Raw genomic sequence first — 16059 nt, 5'->3', positions numbered from 1 at the left:
TCGACGTCTCGGCGCCGCCGCGTCGATGTCGCGTGCCCGCACGTCGACGCCCACGGAGCCGCACGACGGCACCACGGCACGCGGTGGCCCGATGCGGACCCATGGGTACCGCGAATCGTCGCAGCTGCCCACCGGACACAGCTTCAGCCGGCCACGGGGCCGAGACCTCATCCGGCCCCCGGCGGCCTTCCGCCCACCTTCTCCACCGCCCGCGCCCCCGCCCTGCATCCCTCAGCCGCCGCCTCCTCGGCCTCCGCGCCGGCGAGCAGTGCGGCCAGGAACGCCCCCGTGAAGGCGTCACCCGCGCCGGTGGTGTCGTGGGGCACGGCGGGAGCCGCCGGAATCCGTGACTCGACGCTGCCCCCGCGGGCGATCAGCGCACCGTCGGCCCCCTGCTTGGCCACGACCAGGGGAACGAGACGGCTCAACTTGGCCGCCGCGTCGGCCGGATCGGGCAGTCCGGTCAGCAGGTAGGCCTCGTCGCGGCTGGGCAGCAGCACGTCGACGCCCTCGGCGAGCGTGAGGAAACGGTCCACGCCCAGCTGTGTGAGGAACCCCGCCGACGCGGGATCGACGCTCACCGGCACCCCGCGCGCGCGTGCCGACTCCAGGGCCACGGACACCAGTGCGCGACTCGGCTCGGAGAAGAACAGATAGCCCGACAGATGCAGCCGCGCGACCCCGTCGAGCAGGGACGGCGACCAGTCGTCAGGGTCCAGCCGCAAAGACGCACCGCTGTCCGTGAGGAACGTGCGTTCGGCCGCGTCGCCCGTGTCCACCAGACAGATCACCGTCCCCGTGGCCGCCTCCGGATCGACGACCAGGTGGGGCCGTACCCCCGAAGCGCGCAGCTCTCGTTCGTGCCACGCGGACCCGTCCGTGCCCACGCGTCCGAGCAGTCGCACGTCGGCGCAGCCCCAATGGGCCGCCCAGCAGGCCACGTTGGCGCCCGCCCCGCCCGGCAGCGTCCGGATCGAGGAGGCCGTGTCGGTGCCCGCCGCGAGCGGCCCGCGGTGCCGGGCGACGACATCCGTGACGACGTCCCCCACGACGAGCAGCGCCCCGCCCGCTTCACCACCGGGCCCGCTCACCCCACCCTCGGGCCCGTTCACGCCCTGCCGCGCCACCTCACGCCCCGGCCCAGGCCGCCGCGATCCGGGACGCGAGCCGTACGTTGCCGCGTACCGCCGCCAGGTTGGCGCTCAGGGAGGCGCCGTCGGTGTGCCGCACCAGATAGCCCAGCAGGAACGGTGTGACCGCCTGGCCCGTGACGCCCTCCGCGTCGCACGCCTGGAGCGCCTCGGCGAGCACGCGCGCGTGCAGCTCGGGGTCGAGCTGCTCCTCCTCCGGCACGGGGTTGGCGACGATCAGCGCCGACTCGGGGCCGTCGAGCGCGTCCTGGGCCCGCATGACGTCCGCGACCTCGCCGGGCGAGGCGAGCGTCCACTCCACCGGATGACCCGAGTCGGACAGATAGAAGCCGGGGAAGCGCCGCGTGCCGTACCCCGCGACCGCTACGCCCAGCGTCTCCAGACGCTGCAACGTCGCCGGCACGTCCAGGATCGACTTCACGCCCGCGCACACCACCGTGATCCGGGTGCGCGCGAGGAGGCCCAGGTCGGCGGACTCGTCCTGGGTCACCGTCCACTCCCGGTGCACGCCCCCGAGCCCGCCCGTCGCGAACACCCGTACGCCCGCCAGGGCTGCCAGCTGGGCGGTCGCCGACACGGTGGTCGCCCCGCTCACCCCCGAGGCCACCGCCAGCGGCAGGTCCCGGTGTCCGAGCTTGCGGATGCCGTCCTCGTTCGCGACCCGCTCCACCTGCTCCTTGTCGAGGCCGATGTGGGGCCGCCCGTCGAGCACGGCGATCGTCGCGGGTACGGCGCCCTCCTGCCGTACGACCTGCTCCAGCTCCAGCGCCACCTGCAGATTGCGCGGGCGGGGCAGCCCGTGCGCGATGATCGTGGACTCCAGCGCCACCACGGGTCGACGCGCGTCGACCGCTTCCCGCACCTCTTCGGACACCACCAGCACGTGCATGCCTCCTGTCTGTCGTTCTTCCCTCATCCCTGGCGGACGGCGTGTCCGGCCAAACCCTTGCGCCTTGTGGCGCAGGACACCAGCCTGAGGTGCATGAAGGAGAACACGACACGTCTCGACCATGTCGTCCTGTGGGTCCAGGAGCCGATCGCCGCGGCCGACTTCTACGAGAAGGCCGTCGGCCTGGAGCCCGTGAGGGTCACCGCATACGCGGCGGGACAAGCCCCCTTCCCCTCCGTACGCCTCAACGACGAGACCATCCTCGACCTCATGCCGCTCGCCATGGCCGAGACCATGAAAATGGTGCCCGGCGCCGCCGGCAGCGCCGGCCACCCGGTCAATCACGTCTGCCTCGCCCTGCCCGCCGACGCCTTCGACGCACTGCGCACCCGTCTTGAGGAACGGGCGGTCCCCGTCTCGGACTTCTCGTACGACTCCTTCGGGGCGCGTGGAGCGGCCCGGCGCAGCTTCTACTTCCGGGACCCGGACGGCAACGTGTTCGAGGCACGCCACTACGACCAGGCGTGAGCGGTTTCCGGCCGGTCTCGGTGTGCCGGAACGACGACCGATGACCGATTCGCGCCGTGGTACTCACCTCCGGTGCCTCATCTGCAAAGGCCACACACGGGCACGCAAAGGCCACCCATGGCCGGCTCAGAACAAGGGTTCCGGAAGCACCCCTTCCAGGGCCAGCAGCTTCCGCTTGGTCTCCAGCCCACCGCCGAACCCTCCGATGCCGCCGTCGCTCTCGACCACCCGGTGGCACGGCACCACGACAGGGAGCGGGTTCGACCCCATCGCGACCCCGACCGCCTGGGCCGCACCCGGCTGCCCCACGCGGCGCGCGAGGTCGCCGTAGCCCACGACCGAGCCGTAGGGGACGCCGGACGCGAGCTCGCGCAGCACCTGACGGTTGAACCCGGAGATCAGCGACCAGTCCAGCGGCAGCGCGAAGTCGTGCCGCTCGCCCGCGAAGTACGCCTCGAACTGACGTATCACCTCGGCCAGCTGAGGGTTGTCGGGGGCCTGCACGGGGGTGGTGCCCAGGCGGGAGGCCAGCCGGTCGAGTGTCCGGTCGCGCACCGCGTCCGTGGCGTGGAACACGACATTCACCAGGCCGTCGTCCGTCGCGGCCAGCAGCAGTGGGCCGATGTCCGTGCCGACGACGGCCCACACCACCTGCTGCTCGGCCTGCGCATGGCTGTTCATGGGAACACCGTACGGGCCGCCACCGACAACGACCGTGGCGTGCGCTCCGCCCCCGGACCGCACGCCACCGACTGCGGATCGCCTCGTCAGCCCTGTGTGGCCTCTCTGACCACGTCCGGCTTGTTGGTGATGATGCCGTTCACGCCGTAGTCCGCCACCTGGCGGGCGTTGACCGCGTCGTTCACGGTCCAGGTGAGCATCTCCAACGGGTTCCCGTGCGGACCTTCCAGCGCGTGGATCGTGGCGACATAGGACTTGGAGATGGTCGTGTACGAGGAGTTGATCTGGTCGCTGAACCTCGCGTACTCGGGAAGGTCGGCGATGTCCGGGGTGCCGAGAAAGCCGGTCTTCACGGCCGGGCGCAGCTCGTGGACGCGCCGTACGGTGTCGGCGCTGAAGCTCTGGACCACCAGTTTCGTGAGCTGCGCCGGGCCGAGCCAGCCCTCGTTGCCGAGCACCTTCAGGGTCTCCTGCTCGATACCCGGGTAGAGCTGGGGGTTCTTGATCTCCAGGACGAGCTTCTGGTGGTTGCGGGACACCCGCTGCATGTACTGCTCCAGCGTCGGCACGCGCGCGCCCGCGTAGCTGCTGCTGAACCAGCTGCCCGCGTCCAGGCGCGCGATCTCCGCGGCGGTGAAGTCCGCCACGCTCCAGGGCGCGCGCTCCGGATAGAGCTCCTCGGCGTTGGTCGTACGCGCAAGCGTCGCGTCGTGGAGGACGACGAGCCTGCCGTCCTTGGTGCGCTGGACGTCGTTCTCGACCCAGTCGAAGCCCATCTCGTCGGCCTTGTCGACGGCGGCCAGGGTGTTCTCGGGCGCGTAGGCGGAAGCTCCGCGGTGCGCGACGACCAGCGGATTGTCGGCGTCGGCGGCCGCATGGGCGGCGGAAGTGGGGAGCAGGAGGACGGTGGCCCCCAAGAACGCGGTGGTCGCGGCGGCAACTGCGCGCACGTGCATGCGTACTCCTCGCGTCGATCGATCACGGTCAGTTCAAGAGTGACAGCAGAGGGTCAACGGCAGGAGGGCGCGGGATGGCCATGAATTGAATGGAGTTGCCCAAGTCCGCTCACGGGCACCGCACAAGTGAGGCAAGGGCGTGTTTCTTTGCCGGAAAATCGTTCGACCATTCCGGTGGGGGTCATACTCTCTGCGACACCCCTGACCGTTGTGGCGGTCCCGGGGCCGGGGGCATCGCAGAAAATCCAGGGACGCGACAGGGCGGGAAAGGCAGCCGCGAATGCAGGGCACGGTCGACGGCTTCAGCTACGGACTCGTCACACCGGTGGTGGCCTATCTCATGGCCTGTCTCGGTGGCGCGCTCGGTCTGCGCTGCACCACCAGATCGATGCTCGTCGACGGCCGGTGGCGGATCGGCTGGCTCGCGCTGGGCTCGGCGGCCATCGGCTCCGGCATCTGGACCATGCACTTCGTCGCGATGATGGGGTTCAAGGTCCTGCGGACCCCGATCCACTACGACCCCCTGACCACCTTCGTGAGCCTCGCCGTCGCCATCGTCATGGTCGGCATCGGGATCTTCATGGTCGGCTCCAAAGGGGCGACCGGGGCCGCGCTCTTCACCGGCGGCACCATCACCGGCCTGGGCATAGCCTCCATGCACTACCTGGGCATGGCCGGAATGCGCCTCAACGGCACGCTGGAATACAACACCCTCACCGTGGCCGCGTCGGTCGTCATCGCCGTGGTGGCCGCGATCGCCGCCCTGTGGGCCGCCGGACAGGTCCGCGGGTTCCTGTGGAGCGTGGGCGCCAGCCTCGTCATGGGGATCGCCGTCAGCGGCATGCACTACACGGGCATGGCCGCCCTCAGCGTCCATCTGCACAGCGCCGCCGCCCCCGCCCCGGCCGACGGCTCCTCGTCCGCCGCCCTGCTCGCCCCGCTGATGATCGGGCCGCTGGTCTTCCTGCTCCTCGCGGGCGTCGTCGTGATGTTCGACCCGTTCATGATCATGGGCAGGTTCCACGGGTACCCGGCCGAGCGTCGGCCCGGCATCCCGGCCCAGGCCACCGCGCACACCTGCCGGCACCAGGAGTCCCGCACCGGCGCGGAGCACCGCGAGCGGAGTTCCCGCGCACCACAGAACCGCTGATCGGAGCCCGTTGTCAGTGCGGGGTCGTACGGTGGATTCCATGCGGCCCGTTTCCAAGATCGAACGCACGGTGGCGCCCTTCGAGGTCGTCAGCCCCTACCAGCCGAACGGCGACCAGCCCACGGCCATAGCCGAGCTCGCCCAGCGCGTCGGAGCAGGTGAGAAGGACGTCGTTTTGCTCGGAGCGACCGGCACCGGCAAGTCCGCCACCACCGCGTGGATGATCGAGAAGCTCCAGCGCCCCACCCTGGTGATGGCGCCGAACAAGACGCTGGCCGCCCAGCTGGCCAATGAGTTCCGCGAGCTGCTGCCGAACAACGCGGTCGAATACTTCGTCTCGTACTACGACTACTACCAGCCAGAGGCCTACGTCCCGCAGTCGGACACCTACATCGAGAAGGACTCCTCGATCAACGAGGAGGTAGAACGCCTGCGCCACTCCGCGACCAACTCGCTGCTCACCCGCCGCGACGTCGTCGTGGTCGCCTCCGTCTCCTGCATCTACGGCCTCGGCACGCCACAGGAGTACGTGGACCGCATGGTCCCCCTCAGGGTCGGCGAGGAGTTCGACCGGGACGAGCTGCTGCGCCGTTTCGTGGACATCCAGTACACGCGCAACGACATGGCGTTCACCCGCGGCACGTTCCGCGTCCGCGGCGACACCATCGAGATCTTCCCGGTCTACGAGGAGCTCGCCGTCCGCATCGAGATGTTCGGCGACGAGATCGAGGCCCTCTCCACCCTCCACCCCCTCACCGGCGAGATCATCAGCGACGACCAGCAGCTGTACGTCTTCCCGGCCTCCCACTACGTCGCCGGCCCCGAGCGCCTGGAGCGCGCCGCCAACGACATCGAGAAGGAGCTGGGGGAGCGCCTGTCGGAGCTGGAGAAACAGGGCAAGCTCCTGGAGGCCCAGCGGCTGCGCATGCGCACGACGTACGACCTGGAGATGCTCCGCCAGATCGGCTCCTGCTCCGGCGTGGAGAACTACTCGATGCACTTCGACGGCCGTGAGCCCGGTTCCCCGCCGAACACCCTGCTGGACTACTTCCCGGACGACTTCCTCCTCGTCATCGACGAGTCCCATGTCACCGTGCCCCAGATCGGTGCGATGTACGAGGGCGACGCCTCCCGCAAGCGCACCCTCGTCGACCACGGCTTCCGGCTGCCCTCCGCCCTGGACAACCGCCCCCTGAAGTGGGAGGAGTTCCAGGAGCGCGTCGGCCAGACGGTCTACCTCTCGGCGACCCCCGGCCAGTACGAACTGTCGCGTTCCGACGGCCACGTCGAGCAGATCATCCGCCCCACCGGCCTGGTCGACCCCGAGGTCGTCGTGAAGCCCACCGAGGGCCAGATCGACGATCTGGTGCACGAGATCCGCATGCGCACCGAGAAGGACGAGCGCGTCCTGGTCACCACCCTCACCAAGAAGATGGCCGAGGACCTCACCGACTACTTCCTGGAACTCGGCATCCAGGTCCGCTACCTCCACAGCGATGTCGACACCCTGCGCCGCGTCGAACTGCTGCGCGAGCTGCGTGCCGGTGAGTACGACGTCCTGGTCGGCATCAACCTCCTCAGGGAGGGCCTCGACCTCCCCGAGGTCTCCCTGGTGGCGATCCTCGACGCCGACAAGGAGGGTTTCCTGCGCTCCGGCACCTCGCTGATCCAGACCATCGGCCGCGCGGCGCGCAACGTGTCGGGTCAGGTCCATATGTACGCCGACAAGATCACCCCGGCGATGGCGAGGGCCATCGACGAGACCAACCGGCGCCGGGAGAAGCAGGTCGCGTACAACAAGGCCCACGGCATCGACCCCCAGCCGCTCCGCAAGAAGATCAACGACATCGTCGCGCGGATCGCCCGGGAGGACGTCGACACCGAGCAGTTGCTCGGCACGGGGTACCGCCAGGGGAAGGAGGGCAAGGGTGCCAAGGCCCCGGTCCCCTCCCTCGGCGGCAAGGCGGCCAGGTCCGCCAAGGGCAAGGCCAAGGAGACCGTCCCGACCGACCGCCCCGCGGCCGAGCTCGCCCAGCAGATCGAGGAGATGACGGAGCGCATGCGCGCGGCCGCCGCCGACCTGCAGTTCGAGATCGCCGCCCGGCTGCGTGACGAGGTCTCCGAGATGAAGAAGGAACTGCGGCAGATGAAGGAGGCGGGCCAGGCCTGACGGGCCCGGCGGGCGCCGGGGGAGAGGGCCGCCCCTGGCGCGGGCGCGCTGTGTTGCAAGACCGACACAAAGTGCGACACAGGCTGCGGCAATGTCAGTGCCGCTGCGTAAGGTGCTGGACATCCGCGGACGCCGCGGAAACAGGGGACAGTTCGAGAGGGGAATCAGCGCGTGACCGTCAACATGACCAAGGGTCAGGCCATCAGTCTGCAGAAGAACGACGGAGGCAGCCTGACCGCGGTACGCATGGGTCTCGGCTGGCAGGCTGCCCCCCGGCGCGGCCTGTTCGGATCCCGCACCCGTGAGATCGACCTCGACGCCTCCGCCGTGCTCTTCGCGGACAAGCAGCCCGTCGACGTCGTCTTCTTCCGTCACCTGGTGAGCGACGACGGCTCCGTCCGTCACACCGGCGACAACCTGGTCGGCGGCGTCGGCCAGGGCGGCGACGACGAGGCGATCCTCGTCGACCTGGCCCGGATCCCGGTCCACATCGACCAGATCGTCTTCACCGTGAACTCCTTCACGGGCCAGACCTTCCAGGAAGTGCAGAACGCGTTCTGCCGTCTGGTCGACGAGACCAACGGCCAGGAACTCGCGCGCTACACCCTCGCGGGCGGCGGCCAGTACACGGCCCAGATCATGGCCAAGGTGCACCGCGCCGGCGCGGGCTGGCAGATGACCGCCATCGGCACGCCCGCCAACGGCCGCACCTTCCAGGACCTGATGCCGGCGATCCTGCCGGTCCTGTAGCCCAGCACGACGCACCACGCAGCAAGCGACACAGGGGGACGAAGTCGATGACGGCCGAGCTGGTCCGGGGGCAGAACCATCCGCTGCCCGAGGTCCGACTGGAGATCCGCGTCTCGGCCGGCACGCCGATCGTGGCCGGGGCCACCCTCGGCGACGAGCACGGCCGCGTGCACGGCGTGGAGTGGGTCGCCCACCCGGGCGCGCCCACCCTGCCGGGCATCGAGGTCCCCAAGCAGGCGGCGGCCGACCACCGCCTCGCCGTGGACCTCGACGCCCTGGCGCCGTCCGTGCACCGGGTGACCGTCCTGCTCGCCCTGCCGCCCGTCAACGGCGGCCCCGCGCGGTTCGGCGCCGTGGCCGCCCCCTTCGTCGCGGTCACCGGCCTCGACGGCACCGAGGTCGCCAGCTACACCATCACCGATCTCGAGGCCGAGTCCGCCGTCATCGCCCTCGAGCTGTACCGCAGGCAGGGCGTCTGGAAGGTCCGCGCGGTCGGCCAGGGGTACGCGGGCGGCCTCGCGGAGCTGCTCACCGACCAGGGCCTGCCCCAGGCCCAGCAGCTCGCCGGCAGCGTCCACGAGGCCGTCGCCCAGGGTCTCGCCCGCTCGGTGGCAGCGCCTCCGCCCCGTCTGCCGGACGCGGACCGCCCCCGCCAGACGGCCGCGCCCGCGACAGGCCCCGACCAGACCCATGGCGGGACGACACCCCAGGGCCTGTCCGGGAACACCGCGCCGCAGCAGGGACACCAGCCCACTTCCCCGTACGGCACCACACCCCCGTACGGCTCCTCTCACGACGCCACACTGCCCGACCACGCGGCCGCGCAGCACGGTGGCCCCGCCCCGGCCGACCCGTCCACCGGCGCCCAGCCCGCCGCGGCCACCGCCGGTGGTCCCGTCAACTACAGCCACCCCGGCCGCCAGACCACCGCGCCGCCACCGCCCCCGCCGACCGCGCCCCCGGCCCAGCCGGGACAGCCCGCGCAGCCCGTCGCCGGCGACGCGACCGGCTGGTCCATGGAGGAGCGGCTCTACAACCAGGTGTGGGGCATGTTCGAGGACCTCGCCCGCACCGCCGCCGCGTACCGCAGCGCCGTCGACTTCGCCGAGTCACGCATGGAACAGGAGCTGGACAGGGTCCTGTCCGACCCGCGCAGCCGCGTCAGCGGTCAGGGCGACGCCGCGCGCGAGGCCGCCCGGGCCAAGCACGCCCAGCTCGTCGACCAGGCGAGGGCCGCCCTCGACCGGGACCTCGCCCAGCTGAGGGCCGAGTCCGATGTCGTCGAGCCGGCGCTGCCCCCGGCGTACGCGAGCTGGGACAACCCGGTGTGGCACGGTTACCGGGTGCCGATGGAGATCCCGATGGCCCTGCGCCTGGGCGACCTCCATCTGCCGGAGGGCGAGGACGTGCGCATCCCGATGCTGGTCCGGCTGCCGCTGGAGCGTGGCCTGTGGATCGACAGCGGCCGCTCCGGCTCCCGCGACTCGCTCGCCGACACCGACGAGCTGCGCCGCCTCGCCCTGGACACGGCGGTGGCTCTCGCCGCCCGCCTGCTCGCGGTCTACCCGCCCGGAGAGTTCGCGGTACATGTCGTCGACGCGGCCGGGGCCGGCTCGTCCGCGCTGGCACCCCTGATGCAGGCCGGCGTGCTCGCCGGACCGCCCGCCGCCGGAGCAGCCGGCGTCTCGGACGTCCTGGGACAGCTCACCCAGCGCGTCGACCTCGTGCAGATGGCGGTGCGCGGTGGCGCGGCCGACGCACTGCCCCCCGGCTTCGACACGGCCGAGCAACTGCTGATCGTCAACGACTTCCCGCACGGCTTCGACGACCGCGCCGTCACCCAGCTCCGCTACCTCGCGGACGAGGGCCCGGCCGTCGGCGTCCACCTGATGATGGTCGCCGACCGGCAGGAGGCCGCCGCCTACGGGCCGTTGCTCGACCCGCTGTGGCGTTCGCTGATGCGACTCACGCCCACGCCCGACGACCATCTCGCCGACCCGTGGGTCGGGCACGCGTGGACGTACGAGCCGTCGAGCGTCCCGCCCGGCAGCAGGGTCATGCACGACGTGCTCGCCCGGGTCGCGGAGGCCCGCCGCTCCTGGAACAGGTGAGGAACCCACCCTGCACCAAGCTCTCGTAAAGCCGCCTGACCAGCAGTTTTGATGCTTTCTTTGCCTGGCCCTTTACCTATTCTTGGTGATTGGGTACTCTTTTCGTGCGGAGGGGAGTACTCCCTACTAGCTGCGGCGTACCCGTCAATACGGATCAATCCTGATCCCGGGGCGTCGGCCCGGCGGCACCAGGCGTTGTGGAACGCCCTGGAGGACCGGGTGGAAGAGACCTCCGGTAGCGACGACAGTGAACTTTGCCGTTACGTACTGCCGGAGGCGCAGTGGATGTTTCAACGACCCTATGGGTCCTCACAGTTGTGGGCCTTGCCGCCCTCATCGCGGTCGACTTCTTCATCGGCCGCAAGCCCCATGACGTGTCCATCAAGGAAGCCGGAATCTGGACAGTCGTCTGGATCGTCCTGGCCGCCCTGTTCGGACTCGGGCTGCTCGTCTTCGGCGGCGGCCAGCCGGCCGGAGAGTTCTTCGCGGGCTTCATCACCGAGAAGTCCCTGAGCGTCGACAACCTCTTCGTCTTCGTCCTGATCATGGCGAAGTTCTCGGTGCCCTCGCAGTACCAGCAGAGGGTGCTGCTCGTCGGTGTGCTGATCGCCCTGGTGCTCCGCGCGATATTCATCGCGGCGGGCGCGGCGATCCTCGCCAGCTTCGCCTGGGTCTTCTACATCTTCGGCGCGTTCCTGATCTACACCGCCTGGAAGCTGATCCAGGAGGCCAGGGCCGACGAGCCGGAGGAGGAGTACGAGGAGAACAAGCTCCTCAAGGCCGTCGAGAAGCGCTTCGGTGTCGCCGACCGCTACCACGGCACCAAGCTGTGGATCGAGCAGAACGGCAAGCGCGTCATGACGCCGATGCTGGTCGTGATGCTCGCCATCGGCACCACGGACGTCCTCTTCGCGCTGGACTCCATCCCGGCGATCTTCGGCCTGACCCAGGACCCGTACATCGTGTTCACGGCCAACGCGTTCGCGCTCATGGGCCTGCGACAGCTGTACTTCCTCATCGGCGGCCTGCTGAAGAAGCTCGTCCACCTCTCCTACGGTCTGTCGGTCATCCTCGGCTTCATCGGTGTGAAGCTGGTGCTGCACGCACTGCACGAGTCCGGGGTCCACGTCCCCGAGATCTCCATCCCGGTGTCCCTCGGTGTGATCTGCGCGGTCCTGGTCGTCACCACGATCACCAGCCTGATCGCGTCCAAGAAGCAGGCGCAGGCCGAGGCCGAGCAGGAGAAGGCCGAAGGCGTCGAGAAGGACAGCATCGAGGCCTGACGGAGGCCGACACCGCACAACGATCAACTGATGGGGCCCCGTACGACGGAGACGCAGATCCACGGCGTCCACCGGAGTGCGGGGCCCCTTCACGTCTGAAAGGATCACCGCATGCTCGCTCGGCTCCGGTCGCTCACGACGCGATGGACTGCTGTCGTCCCGGTGGCCGCGGTCGTCGTGCTCGCTCTCACCTGGGGACGTGATCTGCCCGCCGCGGGCGTCGCCCTGGTGACGCTGGTGCTCGCGGGAGCCGTCCTGGCCGCCGTCCACCACGCCGAGGTCGTCGCACATCGGGTCGGCGAGCCGTTCGGTTCCCTCGTCCTCGCAGTCGCCGTCACGATCATCGAGGTCGCCCTGATCGTCACGTTGATGGCCGACGGCGGGGACAAGAGCTCGACCCTCGCCCGCGACACCGTCTTCGCCGCGGTGATGATCACCTGCAACGGCATCCTCGGCATCTGCCTGCTCGTCGCCTCACTGCGCCACGGACTCGCGGTCTTCAACCCGGAGGGCACCGGTGCCGCCCTTGCCACGGTCGCGACGCTGGCCACGCTCAGCCTGGTGCTTCCCACCTTCACCACCAGCAAGCCGGGCCCGGAGTTCTCCACGGCCCAGCTCACCTTCGCGGCACTGTCCTCACTCGCCTTGTACGGCCTGTTCGTGGCGACGCAGACCGTACGCCACCGGGACTACTTCCTGCCGATCACCCGGCAGGGCGAGGTGATCACCGAGGACGACCACGCCGAGGCACCGTCGGCCCGGACCGCCGGGATCAGCCTCGGACTGCTCGGCCTGGCGCTCGTCGGCGTGGTGGGGCTCGCCAAGGGCGTCTCGCCGACCATCGAGTCCGGTGTCGAGGCGGCCGGTCTGCCGCCCGCCGTCGTCGGTGTGATCATCGCGCTGCTCGTCCTGCTGCCCGAGACCATCGCAGCCCTGCGGGCGGCCCGCCGTGACCGCGTCCAGACCAGCCTCAACCTCGCCCTCGGCTCCGCGATGGCGAGCATCGGTCTGACCATCCCGGCCGTCGCCCTTGCCTCCGTCTGGCTCTCCGGACCGCTCGTCCTCGGCCTCGGCGCCACCCACATGGTGCTGCTCGCCCTGACCGTCGTGGTGGCCTCGCTGACCGTGGTCCCGGGGCGCGCGACACCACTGCAGGGCGGCGTCCACCTGGTGCTGTTCGCGGCGTATCTGGAGCTGGCGGTGAACCCGTAGAGCGGGTCGGTGAACCCGTGGACCCGGTCGGTGAATCCGTAGGCCGGGTCGGTTGCCCCGTGGACCGGGTGCCGGTGGATCCGTGGACCGGGTGCCGGAACCCGTGGCAACGCGGTCGGTGAGTCCACGGCGTCGGTGCTCACCCCGTGGCGGCCTCCGCCTCCGCCGTCGTCGCCAGAGGTACCGGCCGGGTCTCCGGCAGCAGCGCGAAGCAGCCGAGGCTCAGCAGGGCGATCCCGGTCAGATACGCGCCCACGGCCCAGGGCACCCGCCCGCCCTGGGCCACGGCGGTGGCCACGATCGGTGTGAGGGCGCCGCCCACCACCCCGCCGAGGTTGTAGCCGACAGCGGCCCCCGTGCAGCGCACCCGGGGTTCGTACAACTCGGGCAGGTACGCGGCGATGACGGCGAACATCGTGACGAACGCGAGCATCGCCACGAGGAAGCCGAAGAAGATCAGCAGAGGTTCGCCGGTCGACAGCAGCGCGACCATGGGGAACATCCACAGCACGGTGACGGCACAGCCGATCAGGCACATCGGGCGCCGCCCGTACCGGTCGCCGAGCACCGCCGCCAGCGGCGTCAGAGCCCCCTTCACCACCACGGCGCCCATGATGCAGGTCAGCATGACCGTGCGGCTCACCCCGAGTCTCTCCGTGCCGTACGACAGCGACCAGGTCGTCACCGAGTAGAACACCGCGTACCCGATCGAGAGCGCCCCGGCCGTCAGCAGGACAAGACGCCAGTGGCCGCGCACCACCTCGGCGAGCGGAACGCGCGCGGGCTCGTCGATCTCCAGGAACTGCGGGCTCTCCGCGAGCGACGACCGCAACCACAGCCCCGCGACGGCGAGCACGCCCGCAGCCCAGAACGGCACCCGCCACCCCCAGGCGGCGAACTGCGCCTCCGTCAGGCTCGCCGACAGCGCCAGCATCACCCCGTTGGCCAGCAGGAACCCCACCGCGGGCCCGACCTGGGGGAAGCTCGACCACAGTCCACGCCGATCGGCCGGCGCGTGCTCCGCCGTCAGCAGCACCGCACCACCCCACTCCCCGCCGAGCCCGAGCCCCTGCAGGAAGCGCAGCACGAGGAGGAGGAAGGGGGCGGTCACACCGATCGAGTCGAACGTGGGGACGCAGCCGACGGCCACGGTCGCGCCCCCGGTCAGCAGCAGCGAGGCGACGAGCACCGGCCGTCTCCCGTGCCGGTCCCCGATGTGCCCGAACAGCACCGAGCCCAGCGGCCGCGCCACGAACCCGACCCCGAAGGTCGCGAAGGCCGCGAGGGTCCCGGCCAGGGGCGAGAACGTCGGGAAGAACAGCGGCCCCAGGACGAGGGCCGCCGCCGTCCCGTAGACGAAGAAGTCGTAGAACTCGATGGCTGTCCCCGCGAGCGAGGCGCACGCGAGTCGCAGCATGGAGGGCGGTTTCACGGTGCGTGCAGGTTCCATGCCGCGTCAACTACCCACGGTGACGGGCGGTTACGGGGGGCGTGCGGAGGCCCGTTCGAGGTCACTGCGCCTCTGGAGGCGTCAACGGGTCTCAGTAGGTCACCGTGATGCGCCGGGCGGGCCCGTCCACCCGGATCACGCCCCCGTAGGGGATGACGAGCTGGGGATCGGTGTGTCCGAGATCGACGTCGAAGACGATCGTGGTGTCGGGGGCGTACGTCCGCATGGCGCGCAGAACGGCCTCCCGCTGTCCGGCCGCATAACGGGCCGCCTCCCCGGGGGTGTTGGGTTGTTCGAAGGACCAGGCCTTGGGACGGCCCATCAGGAGTGCCGGGAAGCGCTGGAGCAGGCCGCGCTCGCCCATGTTGCGCAGGGTGCGGAAGACCTCCTCGCCGCTGGGCAGTTCCTCCGAGGTCTCCAGGAAGAGCACGCCGCCGTCGAGGACGGACAGGTCGCGCGGCACCTCACGGTCGGCCATCAGCAGCCAGCCGAGGATCTCCAGACAGCCGCCCCAACTCCGGCCCTCCACCACGCGGTCGGGATTCACCCAGGTCCATCCGGCGCCGGGCACGGTCTCCGGCTCCGCGTCAAAGGTCGCGGCGTCGGCCCAGTCACGGTTGACGTCGTTGAAGTGCTCGGCGGGCCGCAGTTCGTACGGCCCCGAGGTGAACAGGGCGGCACGCAGGGAGTCCGCGGTCAGCGGGTCCATGGCGACGGACCTGCCCAGCGAGGTCATCACGGTCCCGCCGTGGTAGCCGACGATGCCGGTGCCGTACAGGAAGGCCAACAGGTTGGTGTTGTCGCTCATGCCGAAGAACGGCTTGGGGTTGGCCCGCAGCAACTCCCGGTCGAGGAACGGCAGCACGGTGATCTGGTCGTCGCCGCCGATCGACGTGAACACCGCCTTGATGTCCGGGTCGGCGAAGGCCGCGTGGATGTCGTCGGCCCGCTGCTGCGGCGTCGAGTCCATCTTCCGGGTCGTCGGGTACTCGACCGGTTCGAGGCCGTACTCCTCACGTAACCGCTGCAGGCCCAGTTCGTAGGGCCGTGGGAAGAGCTCGGGCAGGCCGGCGCCGGGGGAGAGGACGGCGACACGGTCGCCGGGGGAGGGCTTGGTCGGATACGAAGGCGTGGTCATGCGGGGAGGGTATGGTCTCCTGCCCCGCGGTTTCACCGTGATAAACCGGGGGCGAGCAGCGGTCCCGGTTGGGCCGCGCACCCCCGACGGACCGGAGGAACCGTGCCCCGCAGCCTGGCCAACGCCCCGATCATGATTCTCAACGGCCCCAACCTGAACCTCCTGGGGCAGCGCCAGCCCGAGATCTACGGTTCGGACACGCTCGCCGACGTCGAGGCGATGTGCGCCAAGGCGGCGGCCGCGCACGGGGGGACGGTGGACTTCCGGCAGTCCAACCACGAGGGCGAACTGGTCGACTGGATCCACGAGGCACGGCTCCACCACAGCGGGATCGTCATCAACCCCGGTGCCTACTCGCACACCTCCGTGGCGATCCTCGACGCCCTCAACACCTGTGACGGGCTGCCGGTGCTGGAGGTGCACATCTCCAACATCCACCAGCGCGAGACGTTCCGGCACCACTCGTACGTCTCCCTGCGCGCCGACGGGGTCATCGCCGGCTGCGGCGTGCAGGGCTATGTGTTCGGCGTGGAGAGAGTCGCCGCGCTGGCGGGGGCGGGGAAGACCGAGGCGTAAGCCCCGATCTCCAG

Annotated in this window: 14 protein-coding genes; 8 read left to right on the top strand and 6 right to left on the bottom strand. The window is 70.3% G+C overall.

The window, feature by feature from the left end; genetic code table 11:
* Positions 1-167: 167 nt before the first annotated feature.
* Positions 168-1112 (bottom strand): carbohydrate kinase family protein, encoded by a 945-nt coding sequence (locus tag OG202_RS12820; RefSeq protein WP_327730251.1) that lies wholly within the window; start codon positions 1110-1112, stop codon positions 168-170.
* A gap of 16 nt (positions 1113-1128) precedes the next feature.
* Complete coding sequence (locus OG202_RS12815) at positions 1129-2040, bottom strand: pseudouridine-5'-phosphate glycosidase (RefSeq protein ID WP_327730252.1); 912 nt, start codon at positions 2038-2040, stop codon at positions 1129-1131.
* A 93-nt stretch (positions 2041-2133) separates the two neighbouring features.
* Here OG202_RS12815 and OG202_RS12810 point away from each other — a divergent pair, with 93 nt between their 5' ends.
* Complete coding sequence (locus OG202_RS12810) at positions 2134-2568, top strand: VOC family protein (RefSeq protein WP_326583581.1); 435 nt, start codon at positions 2134-2136, stop codon at positions 2566-2568.
* Positions 2569-2694: 126 nt separating this feature from the next.
* On the opposite strand, the gene OG202_RS12805 is transcribed toward OG202_RS12810, so the two are convergent.
* Together OG202_RS12805 and OG202_RS12800 are read right to left on the bottom strand one after the other, a co-directional pair.
* Complete coding sequence (locus OG202_RS12805; protein WP_326583582.1) at positions 2695-3249, bottom strand: methylated-DNA--[protein]-cysteine S-methyltransferase; 555 nt, start codon at positions 3247-3249, stop codon at positions 2695-2697.
* 86 nt (positions 3250-3335) lie between these two features.
* Positions 3336-4205 (bottom strand): glycerophosphodiester phosphodiesterase, encoded by an 870-nt coding sequence (locus OG202_RS12800; RefSeq protein ID WP_326583583.1) that lies wholly within the window; start codon positions 4203-4205, stop codon positions 3336-3338.
* Between the two features lie 280 nt (positions 4206-4485).
* On the opposite strand from OG202_RS12800, the gene OG202_RS12795 reads away from it, so the two are divergent.
* The 6 genes from OG202_RS12795 to OG202_RS12770 all read left to right on the top strand — a co-directional run bounded on the left by OG202_RS12795 (position 4486) and on the right by OG202_RS12770 (position 12881).
* Positions 4486-5355 (top strand): MHYT domain-containing protein, encoded by an 870-nt coding sequence (locus tag OG202_RS12795; RefSeq protein WP_326583584.1) that lies wholly within the window; start codon positions 4486-4488, stop codon positions 5353-5355.
* Positions 5356-5395: 40 nt separating this feature from the next.
* Positions 5396-7525, top strand: a complete 2130-nt coding sequence (uvrB, locus tag OG202_RS12790) for an excinuclease ABC subunit UvrB (protein ID WP_327730253.1) — start codon at positions 5396-5398, stop codon at positions 7523-7525.
* Positions 7526-7696: 171 nt separating this feature from the next.
* Positions 7697-8275: a TerD family protein gene (locus OG202_RS12785; protein WP_037693164.1), complete on the top strand. Its 579-nt coding sequence runs from the start codon at positions 7697-7699 to the stop codon at positions 8273-8275.
* A 47-nt stretch (positions 8276-8322) separates the two neighbouring features.
* Positions 8323-10386, top strand: a complete 2064-nt coding sequence (locus tag OG202_RS12780) for a TerD family protein (protein WP_326583586.1) — start codon at positions 8323-8325, stop codon at positions 10384-10386.
* Positions 10387-10667: 281 nt separating this feature from the next.
* On the top strand, positions 10668-11669 hold the full coding sequence (locus OG202_RS12775; protein WP_326583587.1) for a TerC/Alx family metal homeostasis membrane protein: 1002 nt from the start codon (positions 10668-10670) through the stop codon (positions 11667-11669).
* Between the two features lie 111 nt (positions 11670-11780).
* Entirely contained in the window at positions 11781-12881 is a 1101-nt protein-coding gene (locus tag OG202_RS12770) for a calcium:proton antiporter (RefSeq protein ID WP_327730254.1), read from the top strand.
* 139 nt (positions 12882-13020) lie between these two features.
* On the opposite strand, the gene OG202_RS12765 is transcribed toward OG202_RS12770, so the two are convergent.
* Positions 13021-14298, bottom strand: coding sequence for an MFS transporter (locus tag OG202_RS12765; protein WP_327730255.1), 1278 nt, complete (start codon positions 14296-14298; stop codon positions 13021-13023).
* Positions 14299-14422: 124 nt separating this feature from the next.
* Positions 14423-15469 (bottom strand): S66 family peptidase, encoded by a 1047-nt coding sequence (locus OG202_RS12760; RefSeq protein ID WP_328222755.1) that lies wholly within the window; start codon positions 15467-15469, stop codon positions 14423-14425.
* A 102-nt stretch (positions 15470-15571) separates the two neighbouring features.
* On the opposite strand from OG202_RS12760, the gene aroQ reads away from it, so the two are divergent.
* Complete coding sequence (aroQ, locus tag OG202_RS12755) at positions 15572-16045, top strand: type II 3-dehydroquinate dehydratase (protein ID WP_327730257.1); 474 nt, start codon at positions 15572-15574, stop codon at positions 16043-16045.
* Positions 16046-16059 lie beyond the last annotated feature (14 nt).

The sequence above is a fragment of the Streptomyces sp. NBC_00310 genome (assembly GCF_036208085.1).
Classification (GTDB): Bacteria; Actinomycetota; Actinomycetes; order Streptomycetales; family Streptomycetaceae; genus Streptomyces.
Note: the sequence above shows the minus strand (reverse complement) of the source record. Positions and strands in the feature narration are given on the sequence as shown.